18 protein-coding genes are annotated in these 18,883 nt (G+C 50.1%); 17 read left to right on the top strand and 1 reads right to left on the bottom strand.

Annotated features, from left to right (window positions below):
• Positions 1–2 precede the first annotated feature (2 nt).
• Entirely contained in the window at positions 3–980 is a 978-nt protein-coding gene (gene cyoA, locus ACIDEJ_RS12815) for a ubiquinol oxidase subunit II (RefSeq protein WP_411988457.1), read from the bottom strand.
• A 681-nt stretch (positions 981–1,661) separates the two neighbouring features.
• On the opposite strand from cyoA, the gene mioC reads away from it, so the two are divergent.
• From mioC to ACIDEJ_RS12730, 17 genes are all read left to right on the top strand, one after another.
• Positions 1,662–2,102, top strand: coding sequence for an FMN-binding protein MioC (gene mioC / locus ACIDEJ_RS12810; protein ID WP_411988456.1), 441 nt, complete (start codon positions 1,662–1,664; stop codon positions 2,100–2,102).
• A 447-nt stretch (positions 2,103–2,549) separates the two neighbouring features.
• A complete protein-coding gene (gene mnmG / locus ACIDEJ_RS12805) occupies positions 2,550–4,439 on the top strand; it encodes a tRNA uridine-5-carboxymethylaminomethyl(34) synthesis enzyme MnmG (protein ID WP_411988455.1) in 1,890 nt (629 codons plus the stop codon).
• A 97-nt stretch (positions 4,440–4,536) separates the two neighbouring features.
• Entirely contained in the window at positions 4,537–5,160 is a 624-nt protein-coding gene (gene rsmG / locus ACIDEJ_RS12800) for a 16S rRNA (guanine(527)-N(7))-methyltransferase RsmG (RefSeq protein ID WP_411988454.1), read from the top strand.
• Between the two features lie 79 nt (positions 5,161–5,239).
• Positions 5,240–6,031, top strand: a complete 792-nt coding sequence (locus ACIDEJ_RS12795; protein WP_411988453.1) for a ParA family protein — start codon at positions 5,240–5,242, stop codon at positions 6,029–6,031.
• A gap of 18 nt (positions 6,032–6,049) precedes the next feature.
• On the top strand, positions 6,050–6,937 hold the full coding sequence (locus ACIDEJ_RS12790; protein ID WP_411988452.1) for a ParB/RepB/Spo0J family partition protein: 888 nt from the start codon (positions 6,050–6,052) through the stop codon (positions 6,935–6,937).
• A gap of 282 nt (positions 6,938–7,219) precedes the next feature.
• Entirely contained in the window at positions 7,220–7,552 is a 333-nt protein-coding gene (locus ACIDEJ_RS12785) for an ATP synthase subunit I (protein ID WP_411988494.1), read from the top strand.
• A 12-nt stretch (positions 7,553–7,564) separates the two neighbouring features.
• Entirely contained in the window at positions 7,565–8,371 is an 807-nt protein-coding gene (atpB, locus tag ACIDEJ_RS12780) for a F0F1 ATP synthase subunit A (protein WP_411988451.1), read from the top strand.
• Between the two features lie 65 nt (positions 8,372–8,436).
• Complete coding sequence (gene atpE, locus ACIDEJ_RS12775) at positions 8,437–8,688, top strand: F0F1 ATP synthase subunit C (RefSeq protein WP_025011729.1); 252 nt, start codon at positions 8,437–8,439, stop codon at positions 8,686–8,688.
• A 37-nt stretch (positions 8,689–8,725) separates the two neighbouring features.
• On the top strand, positions 8,726–9,196 hold the full coding sequence (gene atpF, locus ACIDEJ_RS12770; protein WP_411988450.1) for a F0F1 ATP synthase subunit B: 471 nt from the start codon (positions 8,726–8,728) through the stop codon (positions 9,194–9,196).
• Between the two features lie 15 nt (positions 9,197–9,211).
• Positions 9,212–9,745, top strand: coding sequence for a F0F1 ATP synthase subunit delta (atpH, locus tag ACIDEJ_RS12765; protein ID WP_411988449.1), 534 nt, complete (start codon positions 9,212–9,214; stop codon positions 9,743–9,745).
• Between the two features lie 14 nt (positions 9,746–9,759).
• Positions 9,760–11,301 carry a F0F1 ATP synthase subunit alpha gene (atpA, locus tag ACIDEJ_RS12760; protein WP_411988448.1) on the top strand — a complete coding sequence of 514 codons (1,542 nt, stop codon included), beginning with the start codon at positions 9,760–9,762 and terminating at the stop codon, positions 11,299–11,301.
• Positions 11,302–11,352: 51 nt separating this feature from the next.
• A complete protein-coding gene (gene atpG, locus ACIDEJ_RS12755; protein ID WP_411988447.1) occupies positions 11,353–12,213 on the top strand; it encodes a F0F1 ATP synthase subunit gamma in 861 nt (286 codons plus the stop codon).
• A 35-nt stretch (positions 12,214–12,248) separates the two neighbouring features.
• Positions 12,249–13,637: a F0F1 ATP synthase subunit beta gene (gene atpD, locus ACIDEJ_RS12750; protein WP_411988446.1), complete on the top strand. Its 1,389-nt coding sequence runs from the start codon at positions 12,249–12,251 to the stop codon at positions 13,635–13,637.
• 34 nt (positions 13,638–13,671) lie between these two features.
• On the top strand, positions 13,672–14,100 hold the full coding sequence (locus tag ACIDEJ_RS12745; RefSeq protein WP_411988445.1) for a F0F1 ATP synthase subunit epsilon: 429 nt from the start codon (positions 13,672–13,674) through the stop codon (positions 14,098–14,100).
• 144 nt (positions 14,101–14,244) lie between these two features.
• Complete coding sequence (gene glmU / locus ACIDEJ_RS12740; RefSeq protein WP_411988444.1) at positions 14,245–15,609, top strand: bifunctional UDP-N-acetylglucosamine diphosphorylase/glucosamine-1-phosphate N-acetyltransferase GlmU; 1,365 nt, start codon at positions 14,245–14,247, stop codon at positions 15,607–15,609.
• 258 nt (positions 15,610–15,867) lie between these two features.
• On the top strand, positions 15,868–17,982 hold the full coding sequence (locus tag ACIDEJ_RS12735; RefSeq protein WP_411988443.1) for a TonB-dependent receptor: 2,115 nt from the start codon (positions 15,868–15,870) through the stop codon (positions 17,980–17,982).
• A 119-nt stretch (positions 17,983–18,101) separates the two neighbouring features.
• A complete protein-coding gene (locus ACIDEJ_RS12730) occupies positions 18,102–18,875 on the top strand; it encodes a DeoR/GlpR family DNA-binding transcription regulator (RefSeq protein WP_411988442.1) in 774 nt (257 codons plus the stop codon).
• Positions 18,876–18,883 lie beyond the last annotated feature (8 nt).

Below are 18,883 nucleotides of genomic sequence, written 5' to 3'. Positions count from 1 at the left end.
CCCTACGCCTCCCCATTGGCTTTGGCGTGTTCAACGGTAGATGACGAATCATGATGCATCATATGCATATCAGACGGTGCCGCTTCAGCATTACCGTGTCCCTGATGTTCGCCATGTGCTTTACCGTCCTTGCTCCAGTCGTTGTAGTGCTGCATGAATTTCATCACGATCTCATGGAACAGACCGTCTGACACAGCGCCATAATACTGCACAGGATTGTTTTCACTGGTTTTGGCCAGCTCAGCATAACTCTGAGAATTCAGCACTGAACCTGTGGCCTTCACGGAAGCAACCCACTTTTCAAAATCAGCGTCTGTTGCTGTTGCCGTGGCCTTGAACTTCATCCCGGTAAAACCGGCTCCGCTGTAGTTGGCAGACATACCGTTAAAGGTGCCGGGCTCATTGGCAATCAAGTGCAACTTGGTTTCCATACCCGCCATGGAATATATCTGGCTACCTAACTGGGGAATGAAGAACGAGTTCATGGTCGAATCGGACGTGACCTTAAACTGCACGGGAACATCTGTTGGAAATACCAGCTCATTAACGGCGGCAATTCCCTGTTCCGGGTAAATGAACAGCCATTTCCAGTTGAGTGACACCACCTCTACCGTCAAATGATCACGTTCATGATCCAGTGGCCGGTAAGGGTCCAGCTCATGGGTGGTTTTCCAGGCAATAGTGCCAAGAATAATGACAATGATAACCGGAACTATCCACACAACAGTTTCGATTGTTTTTGAATGCGCCCATTTAGGCGTATAGGGCTCATCGCGACCTTCGCGGTATTTCCATGCAAAATACAGGGTCATAAATATGACGGGAATCACCACCAACAGCATCAATGCCGTGGCGACAATAATCAGATTTTTTTCCTGCAACCCTACATGTCCTTTCGGGTCGAGCACGCCCCCTTCACAGCCAGCCAGGAATAACACCATGCTGGCCAAAGCGACTTTACTTAGGCTACGAATAAACACAAAGAACCTTCCTCTAATGACAGAGGTTGATAACATCCACTGCCAGAAAGGCAGCAGCGTGAACAACGCTATTGATATCGAACCGATAACAGCTCGGCGACGACATCATAGACGTCAGCACCATTCCGTATAAATCAAACCATTGGATAGTGGCGGAAAAATAAACCCTTGTTCAATCGCCCAAGCATCGTTCATTTCATCTCTCATCATCGTTGTTATATTTACATTCAAAACAAAGTGTTAACATTTTGTTTTGATGTAATTTGCACTCATGGCGCAATTGATGATTGATTGATGCCACTTTTCCACACAAACAAAATGTGATTTTTGTCTGAGTAGTTCGATAAACGTGAAGATTATCACAAAATATTTCTGAACACACAATGGTTAAGTGGTTAAACCTAATGTCTGTTTAGGTAGATAAAAAAGCATTTATTCAGGCTTGTTAATGAATAAAATGCATAAGTTTTGCCCAGGTTGTTAACCCTAACCGGCCTGAAAGGCAAGCCACGCGCACCTGCTGACCCACAATGGCAAGGGGCAAAGCTGGCAAATAAACAAACAGTTAACACAAAGCCTTTTAACGGATGTGAGCCACCACTTTCAGCCTTAACCCTTAATGAATTACCATGCCCCCAGCATTTTTCCCGGTTTTTACCGATGCATTATCAAGGACACAACATGGCAACAATTGAGATTCTGGTAGGCACCACCTTGGGCGGCGCAGAATATGTAGCGGATGAGTTGGCAACAGAACTGCAACAGCAGGGACATAACGCCAATATCCATTTGGCAGCGGAGCTATCGCAGCTGGACCCCACAAACCTGTGGCTGATTGTATCGTCCACCCATGGCGCGGGAGATCTGCCGGATAACCTGCAACCCCTCTATCAACAAGTGGCCGATGAAGATGATATTTTCCAGCAACTGGAATATGCCTTATGCGCCATTGGCGACTCCAGCTATGACACTTTTTGTCAGGGGCCAGAAAAACTCGCCGCCCTGTTAACGGAAAAAGGCGCAACGGCTTTTGTGGATAAGATTCAGATTGATGTACAACGGGATCCTGTCCCGGAAGATGCTGCTTTACATTGGCTTAGAAACTGGATTGGCGAACTGTGATCATCTAGGCGATATAATTCATACCCATATACACACAGATAAGTACCATTTTATCCACATAAATAAATATAAAATAATAAATATGTGGATAAAATGTCATATTGATCTGATCAACCGTTGCATGGATGATCCTCCCGATTGGCCACCTCACCGGGGTGTGGATAACTTGCCGATCTATCCCCACCCTATCCGCCTGTAGATCGACAATAGATCACAGCTTAATTTTTAAATAACCTTATGTATTTATTTAAAAAATACCATTTTCCACAGAAAGTGACGATCCTAATAGTAAGAGTAATAAACAGATCTATATAAAGATCTTAAGATCTAATAGCCTGATCCTTGACGGGATCTAATCCCTAAATAGATCGTTCACCTACCTCTTTTGAAATGCTAAAATGATCGGCTACTTGGTTTTTGATTATTTGGTGTCACAGAAGGTTTAAAATGCGTTTTCATGAACGGTTTGATGTAGTTGTTGTCGGTGGAGGGCATGCCGGAACCGAAGCGGCGTTGGCGGCGGCCAGAATGGGGTGTAAAACCCTGTTGCTGACACATAACCTTGACACCCTTGGGCAGATGTCCTGCAATCCTGCCATTGGCGGCATAGGCAAAGGGCATCTGGTAAAAGAGATAGATGCCTTGGGCGGTGCGATGGCAACCGCTACCGATCATGCCGGCATCCAGTTCCGCATTCTTAATTCCAGTAAAGGCCCTGCGGTCAGGGCGTCCAGGGCTCAAGCTGACCGGGCCCTGTATCGGCAAGCCATTCAACGCATTTTGCAAAATCAGCCCAATTTGCGTTTATTTCAGCAGCCAGTAGATGATCTGGTGGTTGAAAATGGCCGAGTGACCGGCGTTATCACCAAAATGGGGTTGGCATTTGCCGCCTCAGCGGTGGTACTGACAACCGGCACCTTCCTTGGCGGTAAAATTCATATCGGGCTGCAAAATTACAGCGGCGGACGAGCCGGCGACGAACCCTCCATTGCTTTGGCCAAACGTTTACGGGACTTGGCATTGCCTGTGGGCCGCCTAAAAACCGGCACTCCGCCACGCATTGATGCCCGCACTGTGGATTTTTCCCAAATGACGGAACAAAAAGGCGATTTTCCGTTGCCGGTAATGTCATTCATGGGAAACGTGGCTCAGCATCCGCAACAGATCTCTTGCTATATCACCCATACCAATGAGCGTACCCATGAGATCATCCGTGGCGGACTGGATCGCAGCCCCATGTATTCCGGGATCATCGAAGGGGTTGGCCCTCGTTATTGCCCTTCCATTGAAGACAAGATCCACCGTTTTGCCGACAAGAGTTCCCATCAGGTATTCATGGAGCCAGAAGGCTTGAATACCCATGAGTTATATCCCAATGGCATTTCCACCAGCTTGCCGTTTGATGTGCAGATCAATTTGGTCAGATCCATTAAAGGCATGGAAAACGCTGAAATCCTGCGTCCCGGGTATGCCATTGAGTATGATTATTTCGATCCGAGAAATTTGAAAAACTCATTGGAAACCAAAGCCATTGACGGACTCTTTTTTGCTGGACAAATCAATGGCACCACAGGTTATGAAGAAGCCGCGGCCCAAGGGTTGCTGGCGGGCGCCAATGCGGCACTTAAAGTGCAGGAAAAAGACAGTTGGTGCCCTCGGCGGGATCAGGCTTATTTAGGCGTGCTGGTGGATGACCTATCCACCCTTGGCACCAAAGAACCCTACCGGATGTTTACCAGCCGGGCGGAATACCGCTTGTTGCTCAGGGAAGATAATGCCGATCTGCGTCTGACCGAGAAAGGACGTGAGCTGGGATTGGTGGACGATCAGCGCTGGGCGGCTTTTTCTGAAAAAATGGAAGCCATCGACACCGAAATGCAGCGTTTACGCAGCCATTGGGTCCATGTGAACTCTCCTTTGGTAAATGCGCTTAATCCGCAGCTTAACACCCCCATTTCCCGGGAAGCCTCCTTTGAGGAACTGCTGCGCCGGCCGGAAATGGATTATGAAAAACTGATGGCCGTGGAAGGGTTTGGCCCCGGCGTCAGCGATCCCCATGTAGCCGAGCAAATTCAGATCCAGGTGAAATATGCCGGGTATATCCAACGCCAGCAGGACGAGATAGAAAAAGCGCTGCGCAATGAAAATGCCCGCCTGCCACTGGAACTGGATTACCAGGAAGTGCCCGGGTTATCCAATGAGGTGATTGCCAAGCTCAATGCGCACAAACCGGAAACCATCGGTCAGGCATCGCGGATTTCCGGCGTCACACCGGCGGCCATCTCCATTTTGCTGGTACACCTGAAAAAACGTGGATTACTGCGCCGCAGTGCCTGATCCCCGCCTTTAAAGGCATTTAAGGGAAGTGTCAGGCTTCCCTTAGTCTTTTTGGGGCTTCATAATAACCTCCGCATCATAATCAGGAGTTATTTTTGTGCTGACAGCGCAGCTGAAACACTATCTTGACGACGCCAAAATTGTGGCGAGCGACACCCAACAACAGCAATTGCTGGCATTTATTGCGCTTTTGCACAAATGGAACAAGGCCTATAACCTCACCTCGGTTCGGGCGCCGGAACAGATGCTGGTTCGCCATGTCATGGACAGTCTGGTGGTATCACCTTACCTGCGAGGGGAGCGTTTCATTGATGTGGGAACCGGGCCCGGATTACCGGGGATCCCGTTGGCCATATTGAATCCCGGTAAACAGTTTGTGCTGCTGGACAGCCTGGGCAAGCGCATCCGTTTTCAGCGGCAGGTGCAAATAGAACTGAAGCTTAACAACATTACATCCGTTGAAAGCCGGGTGGAGGATTATCAGCCTGAAACCCCCTTTGATGGCGTACTGAGCCGGGCCTTTGCGTCGGTAAGCGACATGGTGAACTGGTGTGGTCATTTGCCTGCTGCCCACGGCGCCTTTTATGCGCTCAAGGGGCAGCTGGATGATGAAGAGCTTGCCATGTTGCCAGCCAAATACGCGGTGGCGGAGTCTATTCGCCTCAACGTGCCCCAACTGGATGAACAGCGGCACCTGTTGATCATCACTCCAAGGGACTGAGCTTCTTGCAATTCATTGGCGTATCAAGCAACTTGGTAACAATCGGGTAAAAAATAATCTTGATGGATAAGGTGACAGAGTGGCGAAAATCATTGCCGTAGCCAACCAGAAAGGTGGCGTAGGGAAAACAACAACCAGTGTCAATCTGGCGGCATCTTTGGCGGCAACCAAGCGTCGGGTATTGCTGATTGACTTAGATCCCCAGGGAAATGCCACCATGGGCAGTGGTGTTGACAAATACGAAGTGGAAAACACCGCCTATGAACTGTTGGTGGATGAAAAACCCTTTGATGAGGTGGTCATCAGGGATACCGTGGGCAAATACGATCTCATTGCCGCCAATGGGGATGTGACCGCCGCAGAAATTAAACTGATTGAGTTTTTTGCCCGGGAAATCCGCCTGCGTAACGCCTTGTCTGCCGTGCGGGATGACTATGACTTTATTTTTATCGACTGCCCGCCATCGTTGAACATGCTGACGGTGAATGCCATGTCGGCGGCGGATTCCGTGCTGGTACCCATGCAGTGTGAATATTATGCCCTGGAGGGATTGACCGCCTTGATGGACACCGTCTCCAAATTGGCGTCCATGGTCAATCCCGGGCTGGGGATTGAAGGCATTTTGCGGACTATGTACGATCCGCGCAATCGCCTGTCCAATGATGTCTCCGATCAGCTTAAACAGCATTTCGGTGATAAAGTGTACCGCACCGTCATCCCCCGCAACGTGCGTTTGGCAGAAGCGCCAAGTTTTGGTGCCCCCGCCATGTATTACGACAAGGGCAGTGCCGGCGCCAAAGCCTATCTGGCACTGGCCGGCGAAATCATCCGCCGCGCCGAGCAACAAACCCATCAGGCAGAACAAGTATAAAAAGCGAAAGGAACCACAATGACATTGAAAAAACGCGGTTTGGGAAAAGGCCTGGATGCACTGCTTAGCACCAGTCATGCCGCCAATCAAAAGCGGGAAACAACGGATGGGCCTGAATCCAATGTCAGCAAGGGTGAATTATTACTGAATCTTGACCTGGATTTGCTAAAACCCGGTAAATACCAGCCGCGTAAAGACATGTCTCCGGACGCACTGGAAGAACTGGCCGAATCCATTCGGGCCCAGGGCGTCATCCAGCCCATCGTGGTGCGTCAGATTGATAACGGACACTATGAAATCATTGCCGGCGAACGTCGCTGGCGGGCCGCCCAGTTGGCACAACTGGACAAAGTCCCCTGCATCGTCAAGCAGGTCCCGGATGAAAGCGCTGTTGCCATCGCCCTGATAGAAAACATCCAGCGGGAAGATCTTAACGCCATGGAAGAAGCCATTGCGCTCAATCGCCTCATTGAAGAGTTTTCCCTGACCCATCAACAGATTGCCGATGCCGTTGGTAAATCGCGGGCAAGCGTGTCGAATCTGTTGCGCCTCAATGCCCTGAATGACGGCGTGAAAGTGATGCTTGAACGTGGCGATATTGACATGGGCCACGCTCGGGCCCTGTTGGCACTTGATGGGGATCAACAATTGCACGTGGCGCGGGTTGTTGTGGCAAAAGAATTGACAGTTCGTGAAACTGAAAGACTGATCAACAAAGTGTTAAATCCTCCAGAGAAAACTGAAAAAAATATAAAAAATGCAGATCTGACACGGCTGGAAAGCGAATTAGTTCAAAAATTGGGCACAAAAGTTAATATTACCCATACTGCCAAGGGTGCAGGTAAAATTGTAATTAATTACCACGATTTATCGGAATTAGACGGAATTATCGCCAAGATAAACTGATTTTGGTAAATAAAACTTATTTCAAAAAAGAAATCTGTAAATTAATTACAAATTAAAATGATAAGTGATTGTATAACTTAATACTAAAGAAACTTTGGGTAGTTTTTTTTTAGTGTTGTCAACGTTGCGTGAATGCATCGAAAAGGTATACTTTCGCAAGCTTTTTGCGCCGGCGCCCAGTTTTTTTCATACTCGGTCACCGAAACAAAAAGGAATTACGGAGAAGATCGATTGATTGCTAATTTGGCTCGTCGTGGCCGCAAGTCAGCCTACAAACTGATAATGCTTCAAGCCGCGGTTACCGGATTGGCTTCGGTGGTGTTCTTCGTTATGCAAGGGGAGAATGGCGGTATGTCGGCATTAGCCGGTGCTGTTATTGCTGTTGTCCCTAATTTCGTGTTCGCGACCCTGGCGTTCTCCCATTCGGGGGCTAGCGCTGCAGCAAAAGTGCTCAAAGGCTTTTACTGGGGGGAAGCGGTAAAGTTGCTGTTAACTATCGCATTGTTTTCAATGGCATTTATTTTACTAAAAACGGCATTCATGCCGCTTTTTGTTTGTTATTTGCTGGGGTTAATTGTGCATTGGACAGCTCCTTTATACTTCAAGCAAAGTTAAGTGGGATGAATCATGTCTGCAACTGGTGAAGTGTCATCGCAGGAATATATCCAGCACCACCTGACGTTCTGGGCTTCAGGACATGACGGTGGTTTCTGGACATGGCATATTGATTCATTGCTCTTTTCTGTAGGGCTTGGTGTTCTGTTCCTGTGGTTGTTCCGCAGCGTTGGCAAAAAAGCCACAACCGGCGTTCCCGGTAAACTTCAATGTTTTATCGAGATGATTGTCGAGTTTGTGGATAGCAGCGTTAAGGAAACCTTCCATGGCCGCAACAAACTGATTGCACCTCTCGCTCTGACCATTTTCGTATGGGTATTCATGATGAACTTCATGGATATGATCCCGGTTGACTGGTTGCCACAAGTGGCAGCGCTGGTTGCTGGTGATCACAACCAACATCTGAGGGTGGTTCCGACGGCAGATCTTAACGTGACTTTCAGTCTGGCACTGGGTGTGTTCGGGCTGATTATCTATTACAGCATTAAGATCAAGGGCATTTCAGGTTTTGTAAAAGAACTGACACTGCAGCCCTTTAATGTAAAGGCAATGATACCGGTCAACTTCGTGCTTGAGACAGTTACCCTGATTGCTAAGCCTATTTCATTGGCTTTGCGTCTATTCGGTAACCTTTACGCTGGTGAGTTGATCTTCATCCTTATTGCGCTGATGTATGGTGCCAATATGGCAATTGCTGCACTGGGTGTGACTTTGCACCTGGGCTGGCTGATTTTCCATATTTTGGTTATCACGCTGCAGGCGTTTATCTTCATGATGCTGACAATCGTTTACTTAAGCATGGCGCATGAAGATCATTAAGGATTGCTGAAGAAATTTTTAAACTAAATCATTAACTAACATAGATTTAGAAACTGGAGATACAGATGGAAACGATTCTGGGCTTTACCGCAATTGCTGTTGCTTTGCTCATTGGTCTGGGTGCTTTAGGTACCGCTATTGGCTTCGGTCTGCTCGGCGGCAAGTTCCTTGAAGGTGCTGCTCGTCAGCCAGAAATGGCTCCTATGCTGCAGGTGAAAATGTTCATCGTAGCGGGTTTGCTTGACGCCGTAACCATGATCGGTGTGGGTATTGCGCTGTATATGTTGTTCACCAACCCTCTGGGTGCAATGCTGTAAAAAACGCTTCTGTCTTTAATCTAAATAGGAGGCTGTTGTGAATATCAACGCTACCCTAATCGGTCAGACGGTCGCCTTTTTTATCTTCGTGTGGTTCTGCATGAAGTTTGTTTGGCCGCCTTTGATGAATGCCATCGAAGAGCGCCAGAAAAGGATTGCTGACGGTCTTGCAGACGCTGACCGTGCAGCTAAAGACCTGGAGTTGGCTCAGGAGAAAGCCTCTGATCAACTCAAAGAAGCCAAAGCTACCGCCAACGAAATCATTGAGTCTGCGAATAAACGCAAGGCTCAGATCATTGACGAAGCCAAAGCCGAAGCAGACGCTGAGCGTTCAAAAATCATCGCTCAGGGTCAAGCAGAAATTGAAGCTGAACGTAACCGTGTGAAAGAGGATCTGCGCAAGCAGCTCGCGACTCTTGCCATTGTTGGTGCAGAGAAAATCCTCGAGCGTTCTATTGATGAAGCCGCCCAGCGTGACATTGTTGATAAACTTGTTGCGGAAATTTGATAAGGGAGTGGAGTTATGGCTGAGTTAACCACCATTGCTCGTCCTTATGCAAAGGCAGCTTTTGATTTTGCGGTTGAACATCAGGCTGTGGACAAGTGGGCAGAAATGCTCGACTTTGCCGCATTGGTCAGTGCAAACGAGACCATGCAGCCACTACTCGCTGGTGTTATGGCCAGTGATCGTCTTGCAGAGCTTTTCATTAAGGTTTGTGGCGAACAGATGGATACCAATGGTCAAAATCTGATCAAGGTGATGGCCGAAAACGATCGCTTGGAAGTACTGCCTGCAGTTGCTCAGCAATATGCTGAATACCGACTGGAATGGGCCAAGGAAGTTGAGGCCAGTGTGGTGTCTGCGACATCACTTTCTGACTCACAACTTGAGCAGATCAGCACTTCTTTAGAGAAACGTCTCGCACGCAAAGTTAAGCTGAATTGCAGCGTGGATGCCCAGCTTATCGCTGGCGTGATTATCAAAGCGGGTGACCTGGTGATTGATGGGTCAGTTCGCGGCAAACTTGACCGTTTGTCTGATAAGCTGCAATCGTAATTGGGAGTTTGAGCATGCAACTGAATTCCACTGAAATCAGCGATCTGATTAAGCAGCGGATCGAGCAGTTCGACGTTGTCAGCGAAGCCCGTAACGAAGGTACTATCGTTTCGGTAAGTGACGGTATCATCCGCATTCATGGCCTGGCCGATGTAATGCAGGGTGAAATGATCGAGCTGCCTGGCAATCGTTATGCAATCGCGTTGAACCTTGAACGTGATTCTGTCGGTGCCGTGGTAATGGGTCCTTATGCCGATTTGGCTGAGGGCGTCAAAGTAAAAACTACCGGTCGCATTTTGCAGGTACCGGTAGGTCGTGGTCTGCTGGGGCGTGTTGTTAATACCCTGGGTGAACCTATCGACGGTAAGGGTCCTATCGATAACGATGGATTTGCACCTGTTGAAGTGATTGCCCCTGGTGTTATTGAGCGTCAGTCAGTATCACAGCCGGTACAAACCGGTTATAAAGCAGTTGACTCCATGATCCCCATCGGTCGTGGTCAGCGTGAGCTGATCATTGGTGACCGTCAGACGGGTAAAACTGCACTGGCAATTGACGCCATTATTAACCAGAGAGACTCTGGTGTTAAATGTATCTACGTAGCAATTGGCCAGAAGGCCTCCACCATTGCCAACGTGGTACGCAAACTGGAAGAATACGGCGCGCTGGCCAACACCATCGTGGTTGTGGCTACCGCATCAGAAGCTGCAGCACTGCAGTACCTGGCGCCATATTCCGGTTGTTCAATGGGTGAATACTTCCGTGACCGCGGTGAAGATGCACTGATTATTTATGATGACCTGTCCAAACAGGCCGTTGCATATCGTCAGATTTCATTGCTGCTCCGTCGTCCACCAGGACGTGAAGCTTACCCAGGTGACGTTTTCTATTTGCACTCTCGTTTGCTGGAACGTGCTTCCCGCGTAAACGAAGAATATGTTGAAAAATTCACTAATGGTGAAGTAAAAGGCAAAACCGGTTCTTTGACCGCATTGCCTATTATTGAAACCCAGGCTGGTGACGTATCTGCGTTCGTACCGACTAACGTAATTTCGATTACCGATGGTCAGATCTTCTTGGAAACCGACCTGTTTAACTCTGGCTTGCGTCCAGCGGTTAACCCAGGTATCTCCGTTTCCCGTGTAGGTGGTGCAGCTCAGACTAAGATCATCAAGAAACTGTCCGGTGGTATCCGTACTGCTCTGGCACAGTACCGAGAGTTGGCTGCCTTCTCTCAGTTCGCATCCGATTTGGATGACGCCACCCGTGCCCAGTTGGAGCATGGTGAGCGTGTAACCGAACTGATGAAGCAGAAGCAATATTCACCGATGAGCGTTGCAGATCAGGCTGTGTCCATTTTCGCTGCTGAAAAAGGCTTCCTGAAAAACATCGAACTGAAGAAAATCGGTGATTTTGAAGCTGCCCTGCTCTCCTTTATGCATAGCGAGCATGCCGAGCTGATGAAGCTCATCAACAATACTGGTGATTACAACTCCGATATTGAAGGTGAACTGAAAGCGGGCATCGAGAAGTTCGTTGCAACCCAAACCTGGTAACAACACGCGAGGTGCCCATAAGGCACCTCTGGTCCAGATTGGAGAGTAGAGATGGCCGGCGCAAAAGAGATTAAATCAAAGATCTCCAGTGTGAAAAACACACAAAAGATCACTTCCGCCATGGAGATGGTGGCAGCCAGTAAAATGCGCAGAGCGCAGGATCGCATGGCTGCCAGTCGTCCTTATGCGGAAAGTATGCGTAAGGTGATCGGTCACGTAGCGCAAGGTTCTCTCGAATACAAACACCCCTATTTGGAGGTGCGAGAAGCCAAGCGGGTTGGATACATTGTTGTGGCAACCGACCGTGGTCTTTGTGGTGGTCTGAACGTCAACCTGTTCAAAAAGGTTGTCGCAGACGTGAAAAACTGGGAACAACAGGGTGCCGAAGTGCAATTTTGCCCTATCGGTGCTCGTAGTGTGCAGTTTTTCAGAAGCTTTGGTGGCAAGGTGCAGGCCTCAGCCTCCGGTTTGGGTGATGCACCCAAGCTGGCAGACCTGATAGGCACTGTGCGGGTAATGCTGCAGGCTTATAACGAAGGCAAACTGGATCGTCTGTACGTGGTGTTCAATAAGTTCATTAACACCATGACCCAGGCGCCCGTGATCGAGCAGCTGCTGCCTCTGCCTAAATCCGACGATGACGATGTGCAACATCGCTGGGATTACATTTACGAGCCAGATCCAAAAGAACTGTTGGAAAAATTATTGGTTCGTTACGTGGAATCTCAGGTTTATCAGGGCGTTGTAGAAAATATTGCTTCTGAGCAGGCTGCCCGAATGGTGGCCATGAAAGCAGCAACAGACAACGCAGGCAACCTGATTGATGATCTGCAACTGGTATATAACAAAGCCCGTCAGGCTGCGATTACGCAGGAACTGTCGGAAATTGTATCCGGTGCAGCTGCGGTTTAGGCTGGGTAACCAAGACAAGTTTTAGAGGATTAATCATGAGCACAGGTACTGTTGTCCAAGTAATTGGCGCGGTTGTGGACGTAGAGTTTCCACATGATGCCGTACCTCAGGTATATGACGCTCTGAGAATCGTTGGTGAAGGCGCCTGTAAAGGCCTGGTGCTGGAAGTACAGCAGCAGCTTGGTGGTGGTGTAGTTCGTACCATCGCCATGGGTTCTTCCGATGGTTTGCGTCGTGGTATCGAGGTGGAAAATACTGGTGCCCCCATTTCTGTTCCGGTAGGTCATGCAACACTTGGCCGTATCATGAACGTATTGGGTGAGCCAGTAGATGAAGTGGGCCCTATCGGGGAAGACGATCGTTACGTCATTCACCGTGCAGCTCCTTCTTATGAAGAACAATCAAACACCACTGAATTGCTGGAAACCGGCATCAAGGTAATCGACCTTGTTTGTCCGTTTGCCAAGGGTGGTAAAGTAGGTCTGTTCGGTGGTGCGGGTGTTGGTAAGACAGTTAACATGATGGAACTGATCAACAACATCGCCAAAGCCCACTCAGGTCTGTCTGTGTTCGCAGGTGTAGGTGAACGTACCCGTGAAGGTAACGACTTCTACTACGAAATGAAAGACTCAGGCGTTCTGGACAAAGTGGCAATGGTTTACGGCCAGATGAACGAACCACCAGGCAACCGTCTGCGTGTGGCGTTGACCGGTCTGACCATGGCTGAAAAATTCCGTGACGAAGGTCGTGACGTACTGTTGTTCATCGACAACATCTACCGTTACACCCTGGCGGGTACTGAAGTGTCAGCACTGCTGGGTCGTATGCCTTCAGCGGTGGGTTATCAGCCTACACTGGCTGAAGAAATGGGTGTTCTGCAAGAACGTATTACCTCTACTAAAGTGGGTTCCATCACTTCAGTACAGGCCGTTTACGTACCTGCGGATGACTTGACTGACCCTAGCCCTGCAACCACTTTCGCCCACTTGGACGCTACCGTGGTACTGTCTCGTCAGATTGCTTCTCTGGGTATCTACCCAGCGGTTGACCCACTGGATTCCACCTCTCGTCAGTTGGATCCTCAAGTGGTTGGCCAGGAGCACTATGATGTGGCTACCGGCGTGCAGCACGTACTGCAGCGTTACAAAGAGCTGAAAGACATCATTGCCATTCTGGGTATGGATGAATTGTCTGATGAAGACAAGATGACAGTATCCCGCGCTCGTAAAATCGAACGTTTCCTGTCACAGCCATTCCACGTGGCTGAAGTGTTTACCGGTTCTCCAGGTAAGTACGTCTCTTTGAAAGACACCATTCGTGGCTTTAAAGGCATTCTGGACGGTGAATTCGATCACCTGCCAGAACAGGCGTTCTACATGGTTGGTTCTATCGAAGAAGCAGTAGAGAAAGCCAACAAGAAGTAATCAGAGAATACTCTGGTTTTGATAGGAGAACGGGATGGCAGCCATGACAGTACAACTTGATATCGTCAGTGCCGAGAGCAAAATCTATTCCGGCTTAGTTGCCAGTTTGCAGGTAACCGGTGCGGATGGGGAGCTGGGTGTAATGCCCGGACATGCTCCACTGCTGACGAATATCAAACCTGGCATGGCGCGCATCGTCAAACAAAATGGTTCAGAAGAAGTGTTTTATCTGTCCGGGGGACTCCTGGAAGTGCAACCCTCTTCTGTATCCGTATTGGCTGATGTCGTAATGCGTGCCGATGAGATTGACGAACAGGCCGCTGTAGAAGCCAAGCGTCGCGCCGAAGCCGAAATGGCTAACGCGGGGGCTGACTTTGATTACGCGGCAGCAACAATTGAGCTGGCAAAAGCCATTGCCCAGTTGCGTGTGGTCGAGACCATCAAGAAAAACATTGCCAGATAATGTAACTCTGCAAAAAAAGGCGCCTACAGGCGCCTTTTTTATTGCCTGCATTTGATGTTGGCAGCGCCAAGATATTATTTGAACACTGCAGATGGCTGCCAATTTGGTTAGAATGTGCCGGTCATTTGGATAAAGGAAGTGGTTATGTCGCTCAATGTTGTGATCCTCGCGGCCGGGAAAGGAACCCGGATGCGTTCCGATTTGCCCAAAGTGTTGCACAAAGTTGCTCATAAAAGCATGGTGCAGCATGTCATCGATACCGCCAAAGCGCTTGAAGCCCAGCAGATAAACCTGGTGTACGGTTATGGTGGCGAGCAGTTACAGGCCACCATTGACGATCCGCAAATCCATTGGGTGGCGCAGCCGCAGCAATTGGGCACAGGCCATGCCGTTGCCCAGGCCATTCCAGCCATTGCCGATGATGACACCGTACTGGTGCTGTATGGCGATGTGCCCCTTATCCGTAGCGAAACATTGCAGGCCTTGCTGGCTACCCGCGCCGAGGATGGTGTGGCCATGCTCACCGTCAACCTGGCAAATCCTACGGGTTATGGCCGGATTTTGCGGGAAAACGGCAAGGTGGTTGGCATTGTGGAACAAAAAGATGCCACCACAGAACAACTGTCCATTACGGAAGTGAACAGCGGCATTATGGCGCTTCCTGGCAAACAGCTGAAACAGTGGTTGGGACAACTGGATAACCACAATACCCAAGGCGAATATTACCTCACCGACGTGATAGCCATGGCCCATCGGGACGGGGCATGCATTACCACCACCCACCCTACGGATGCTATTGAAACCGAAGGCGCCAATAACCGGCTGCAACTGGCCACGCTGGAGCGGGCCTATCAGGCACGCATGGCCGAGCAACTGATGCTAAACGGGGCCAATTTGCGAGATCCTGCCCGCATCGACGTACGCGGCGATGTGGTTATCGGCCGGGACGTGATGATTGACATCAACGTCATTTTTGAAGGAAAAGTGGTACTGGGCAATAACGTGACCATTGGCGCCGGTGCCATTTTGGTGGATTGTGAAATTGCCGATGGCGGTGAAGTAAAACCCTATACGGTGGTGGAAGGCGCCAAAATCGGGCCAAATGCCAATGCCGGGCCCTTTGCCCGCTTGCGTCCGGGGGCAGAGCTGAAAGCCGAGGCCCATGTGGGGAATTTTGTCGAGATGAAAAAAGCGGTGCTGGGGGAAGGCTCCAAGGCCGGGCACTTGACCTACCTTGGGGATGCGCAAATCGGCAATGGCGTTAACATTGGCGCCGGTACCATTACCTGTAATTATGATGGTGCCAACAAACACCTTACCGTGATTGAAGACGACGTGTTTGTTGGTAGTGACACCCAGCTGGTGGCACCGGTGTCCATTGCCAAAGGGGCTACCTTGGGAGCCGGGTCTACCATCACTCGCAATGTGGGCGCCAATGAGTTGGTCATCACCCGAGTGAAGCAGAAACATATCCCGGAATGGAAACGGCCGGTGAAACAACCCAAATAAAGCAATACCCGAATTTAACAACGGTTATGGGGGAAGTGGCAAACACTTCCCCTTTTTATTGCTTATCTCATTAATAAACAAAATAAAACTCATTGTGTAATGGCAAAAATCATCAGCGTGTTTATGGCGCCTCACTGGGGGATGAAACATAAAAAATGGCGAAATATGATCAAAACACTTTAAATGCAAATCTTTCTCATTTATATTTGCCTCTAATTTATTAATCGATCATCTACCAGCATTAAAAATGAGGTAATTATGAGGTTCAAGCTTTCCACTTCAGGCATGGCCGTTATGGCAGCACTCACCGCTGTTCCGGCAGTTGCTGAGCAAATGACGCAGGACATGGAACGGATGGAAGTGACCGGCAACCGGTTTAACGACTATAAAACCGGTGTTGCGTCAGGTGCCATGCGCGGCGATATCAGCCTGATGGAAACCCCTCAGTCCGTTACCGTCATTCCAGACTTTGTTACCGATGAGCAGCTGGCAACCAACCTCTCAGAAGTCCTGGTCAACGACTCCAGCGTTACCGGCGGCAGTGAAAAATGGAACCGCCAGGTGTTCAACATCCGTGGCTTTGAGCTGAGTTCTGGTTCGGGTTACCTGATCAATGGCCACCAGCAGTGGTCACACTATGTGCAGCCCATTGAAACCCTGCAGCAGGTTGAAGTGCTCAAGGGGCCGTCATCCATGCTGTATGGCCAGTCCGGCCCCGGTGGCCTGATTAACATGGTGACCAAAAAGCCCACCCATGATCGTTTGCTGAATCTGGGGTTTGATACCGATGACAACGGCTCCACCCGCTTGCAGCTGGATGCCGGCGGTAGCCTTAATGAGGCCCAAAGCATACGTTATCGCACGGTGCTGGTTAAGCAGGACAGCCAGTATTGGCGTGAATACCAAAACGGCGACAATCAGGAGCGGGATCGCTGGTTGGGGTACCTGAACCTGGAATTTGATGTGACCGACGACCTGCTGTTGGCACTGCGCTATGACCATACCGAAGACAAGACCGGTATCGATCGGGGCGGTTGGTTGAATGATGACAGCCAGCTGATTGGCGGCCGGGAAATTATCTGGGACATGCCTTGGGCGTTTACCGATAACACGGTAGAAAATCTGGGGGCTGAACTGACCTATCACTTCAACAGCCAGTGGCAGGTAAAAACCGGTTACAACGACCAGCAGTTTAACCGGCAACGGCTGGACTCCGCGCCGGCCTTGGCAAAAAACTCACAAGACCCTTTTGCCGATGGGTACACCATCAGCGCCTTTGACCGTTACGACGACTGGCAGCACAAGACCGGGTTTGTGGACATTACCGGCCAGTTCACCACCGCAGGCATCGAGCACCAGCTGCTGCTGGGCGGCAACATGCTCAAGTACTACTACGGCCAGTTACGGGTATCCGGCACTAAAAACCAGTTGGTGATGCCCGGCTCGCCGGTTGCGCGACCGGCGCTGGATTACCATGATGATGACACCAAGTCGGAAAGTGACTACAAGCATTACGGTTTCTATCTGCAAGATTTGATCACCTTGAACGAACAGTGGAAAGTGCTGGCCGGGGTGCGTTACGACGAGCAGAAAAAAGACGGCGTTGGCAATAACAGCTATGCCGTGTCGCCCAAGTTCGGCGTGATTTATTCACCGGTGGATTACGGCAATTTTTACGTTAACTACTCCAAGAGCTTTACGCCCCAAGGGTTGGTGAATGATGAAAACGACGTCAACTACAAGCTCAATCTGGATCCGGAATACGGCGAGCAGTACGAACTTGGCACCAAATGGGAACTGTTTGACGGCGGCCTGTTGCTGACCGGCGCGGTATTTGACATCAAGGTGTCCAACGTCACCGTTACCCAGCAGTTGGCTAACGTCACGGCCGATGGCAAGCAATCCATCACCACTCAAAGCGGCGAGCAACGCCATCGCGGCATGGAGTTGGGCGCGCAAGGGCGCCTCAGCGAACAGTGGTTCATGACCGGCTCCATGATGTATCTGGATGCGGAATATGTGCGCGATGAATACGACCCGCAGCAGCTGGACGGCAAGACCCCCATCGATGCCCCCGAATGGTCGGCCAACGTCTGGACCCGTTATGAAATGACCGAAGACCTGGCACTTAACTTTGGTGCGGTATATGTGGGCGAACGCTTTGCCAACCAGACCAACACCATCAGCAAGGCCGGTTATGTGCGTTTTGACATGGGCGCCGCCTACACCATGAACATTCTGGGGGCGGATGTCAGTGTGCGCATGAACGTTAAAAACCTGTTCGACAAGGATTACCTTGATGGCGGCAGCAACACCGATGTCACCGTGGGTGAAGGCCGTCACCTGAGCCTGGCACTGGAAAGCCGCTTCTAACCGGTAACCCCCATCCCATCAAGCAGCCAGGTATCATCCGGCTGCTTTTTTTATGGCGGCAGATTGCATTTAAGTTTCGATTGAATATAATTTCTTTCGAATCGAAACTTGAGGCAAGCATGACCAAACGCAATACCCAACAACGGCGTCACACCATTATCACCCTGTTGAATGAACGGGGCGAAGTGAGCGTAGAGCAACTGGCCCAAGCATTCGACACCTCGGAAGTCACCATCCGCAAGGATTTGGCGGCACTGGAAAACGACGGCTTGCTGCTGCGCCGTTACGGTGGCGCGGTATCGTTACCGCAAGAGCTGGTGGCAGCCCCCATGCGCGGGCCCTCAGCCAATCAGTTGGCCATTGCCCGCAAAGCCGCCGGGCTTATCCGCGATCATAACCGCATCATCATCGATTGCGGCTCCACCACGCTGGGGTTAATCCCCGAGCTGAACCAAAAACAGGGGCTGGTGGTCATGACCAACTCCCTGCAACTGGCCAATGCGGTGCATGAACTGGAAAACGAGCCCACATTATTGATGACCGGTGGCACATGGGACCCCCATTCCGAGTCTTTTCAAGGGCAAATGGCCGAGCAGGTGCTGCGTTCTTACAACTTTGACCAGCTGTTCATTGGTGCCGACGGCATCGACCTTGAACGGGGCACCACCACCTTCAATGAACTCACCCGCTTGAGCAAGGTCATGGCCGAAGTGTCCCAGCAAGTGGTGGTGATGCTGGAATCCGACAAAATGCAGCGGCGCATTCCCAATCTGGAGCTGCCTTGGGGCAGCGTGTCAACCCTGGTCACTGATGACCGCCTCTCGTGTGAGGCGGCAGACACCATTCGCGGCCATGGCATCAACGTCTTATTGGTGCCTTGGCAGCATTCATAATTTAAGCA

Origin of the sequence: Shewanella mytili (genome assembly GCF_046765975.1) — a bacterium.
Lineage (GTDB): Bacteria > Pseudomonadota > Gammaproteobacteria > Enterobacterales > Shewanellaceae > Shewanella > Shewanella mytili.
The sequence above is the reverse complement of the archived record's forward strand: the minus strand, read 5'-3'. Positions and strand labels throughout refer to the sequence as shown.

Excerpts from the sequence above, each read along its gene's own strand:
- mioC (WP_411988456.1), top strand. The coding sequence starts at position 1,662 with ATGGCAACAATTGAGATTCTGGTAGGCACCACCTTGGGCGGCGCAGAA.
- mnmG (WP_411988455.1), top strand. The coding sequence starts at position 2,550 with ATGCGTTTTCATGAACGGTTTGATGTAGTTGTTGTCGGTGGAGGGCAT.
- ACIDEJ_RS12790 (WP_411988452.1), top strand. The coding sequence starts at position 6,050 with ATGACATTGAAAAAACGCGGTTTGGGAAAAGGCCTGGATGCACTGCTT.
- ACIDEJ_RS12785 (WP_411988494.1), top strand. The coding sequence starts at position 7,220 with ATGCTTCAAGCCGCGGTTACCGGATTGGCTTCGGTGGTGTTCTTCGTT.
- atpB (WP_411988451.1), top strand. The coding sequence starts at position 7,565 with ATGTCTGCAACTGGTGAAGTGTCATCGCAGGAATATATCCAGCACCAC.
- atpE (WP_025011729.1), top strand. The coding sequence starts at position 8,437 with ATGGAAACGATTCTGGGCTTTACCGCAATTGCTGTTGCTTTGCTCATT.
- atpH (WP_411988449.1), top strand. The coding sequence starts at position 9,212 with ATGGCTGAGTTAACCACCATTGCTCGTCCTTATGCAAAGGCAGCTTTT.
- atpA (WP_411988448.1), top strand. The coding sequence starts at position 9,760 with ATGCAACTGAATTCCACTGAAATCAGCGATCTGATTAAGCAGCGGATC.
- atpG (WP_411988447.1), top strand. The coding sequence starts at position 11,353 with ATGGCCGGCGCAAAAGAGATTAAATCAAAGATCTCCAGTGTGAAAAAC.
- atpD (WP_411988446.1), top strand. The coding sequence starts at position 12,249 with ATGAGCACAGGTACTGTTGTCCAAGTAATTGGCGCGGTTGTGGACGTA.
- ACIDEJ_RS12745 (WP_411988445.1), top strand. The coding sequence starts at position 13,672 with ATGGCAGCCATGACAGTACAACTTGATATCGTCAGTGCCGAGAGCAAA.
- glmU (WP_411988444.1), top strand. The coding sequence starts at position 14,245 with ATGTCGCTCAATGTTGTGATCCTCGCGGCCGGGAAAGGAACCCGGATG.
- ACIDEJ_RS12735 (WP_411988443.1), top strand. The coding sequence starts at position 15,868 with ATGAGGTTCAAGCTTTCCACTTCAGGCATGGCCGTTATGGCAGCACTC.
- ACIDEJ_RS12730 (WP_411988442.1), top strand. The coding sequence starts at position 18,102 with ATGACCAAACGCAATACCCAACAACGGCGTCACACCATTATCACCCTG.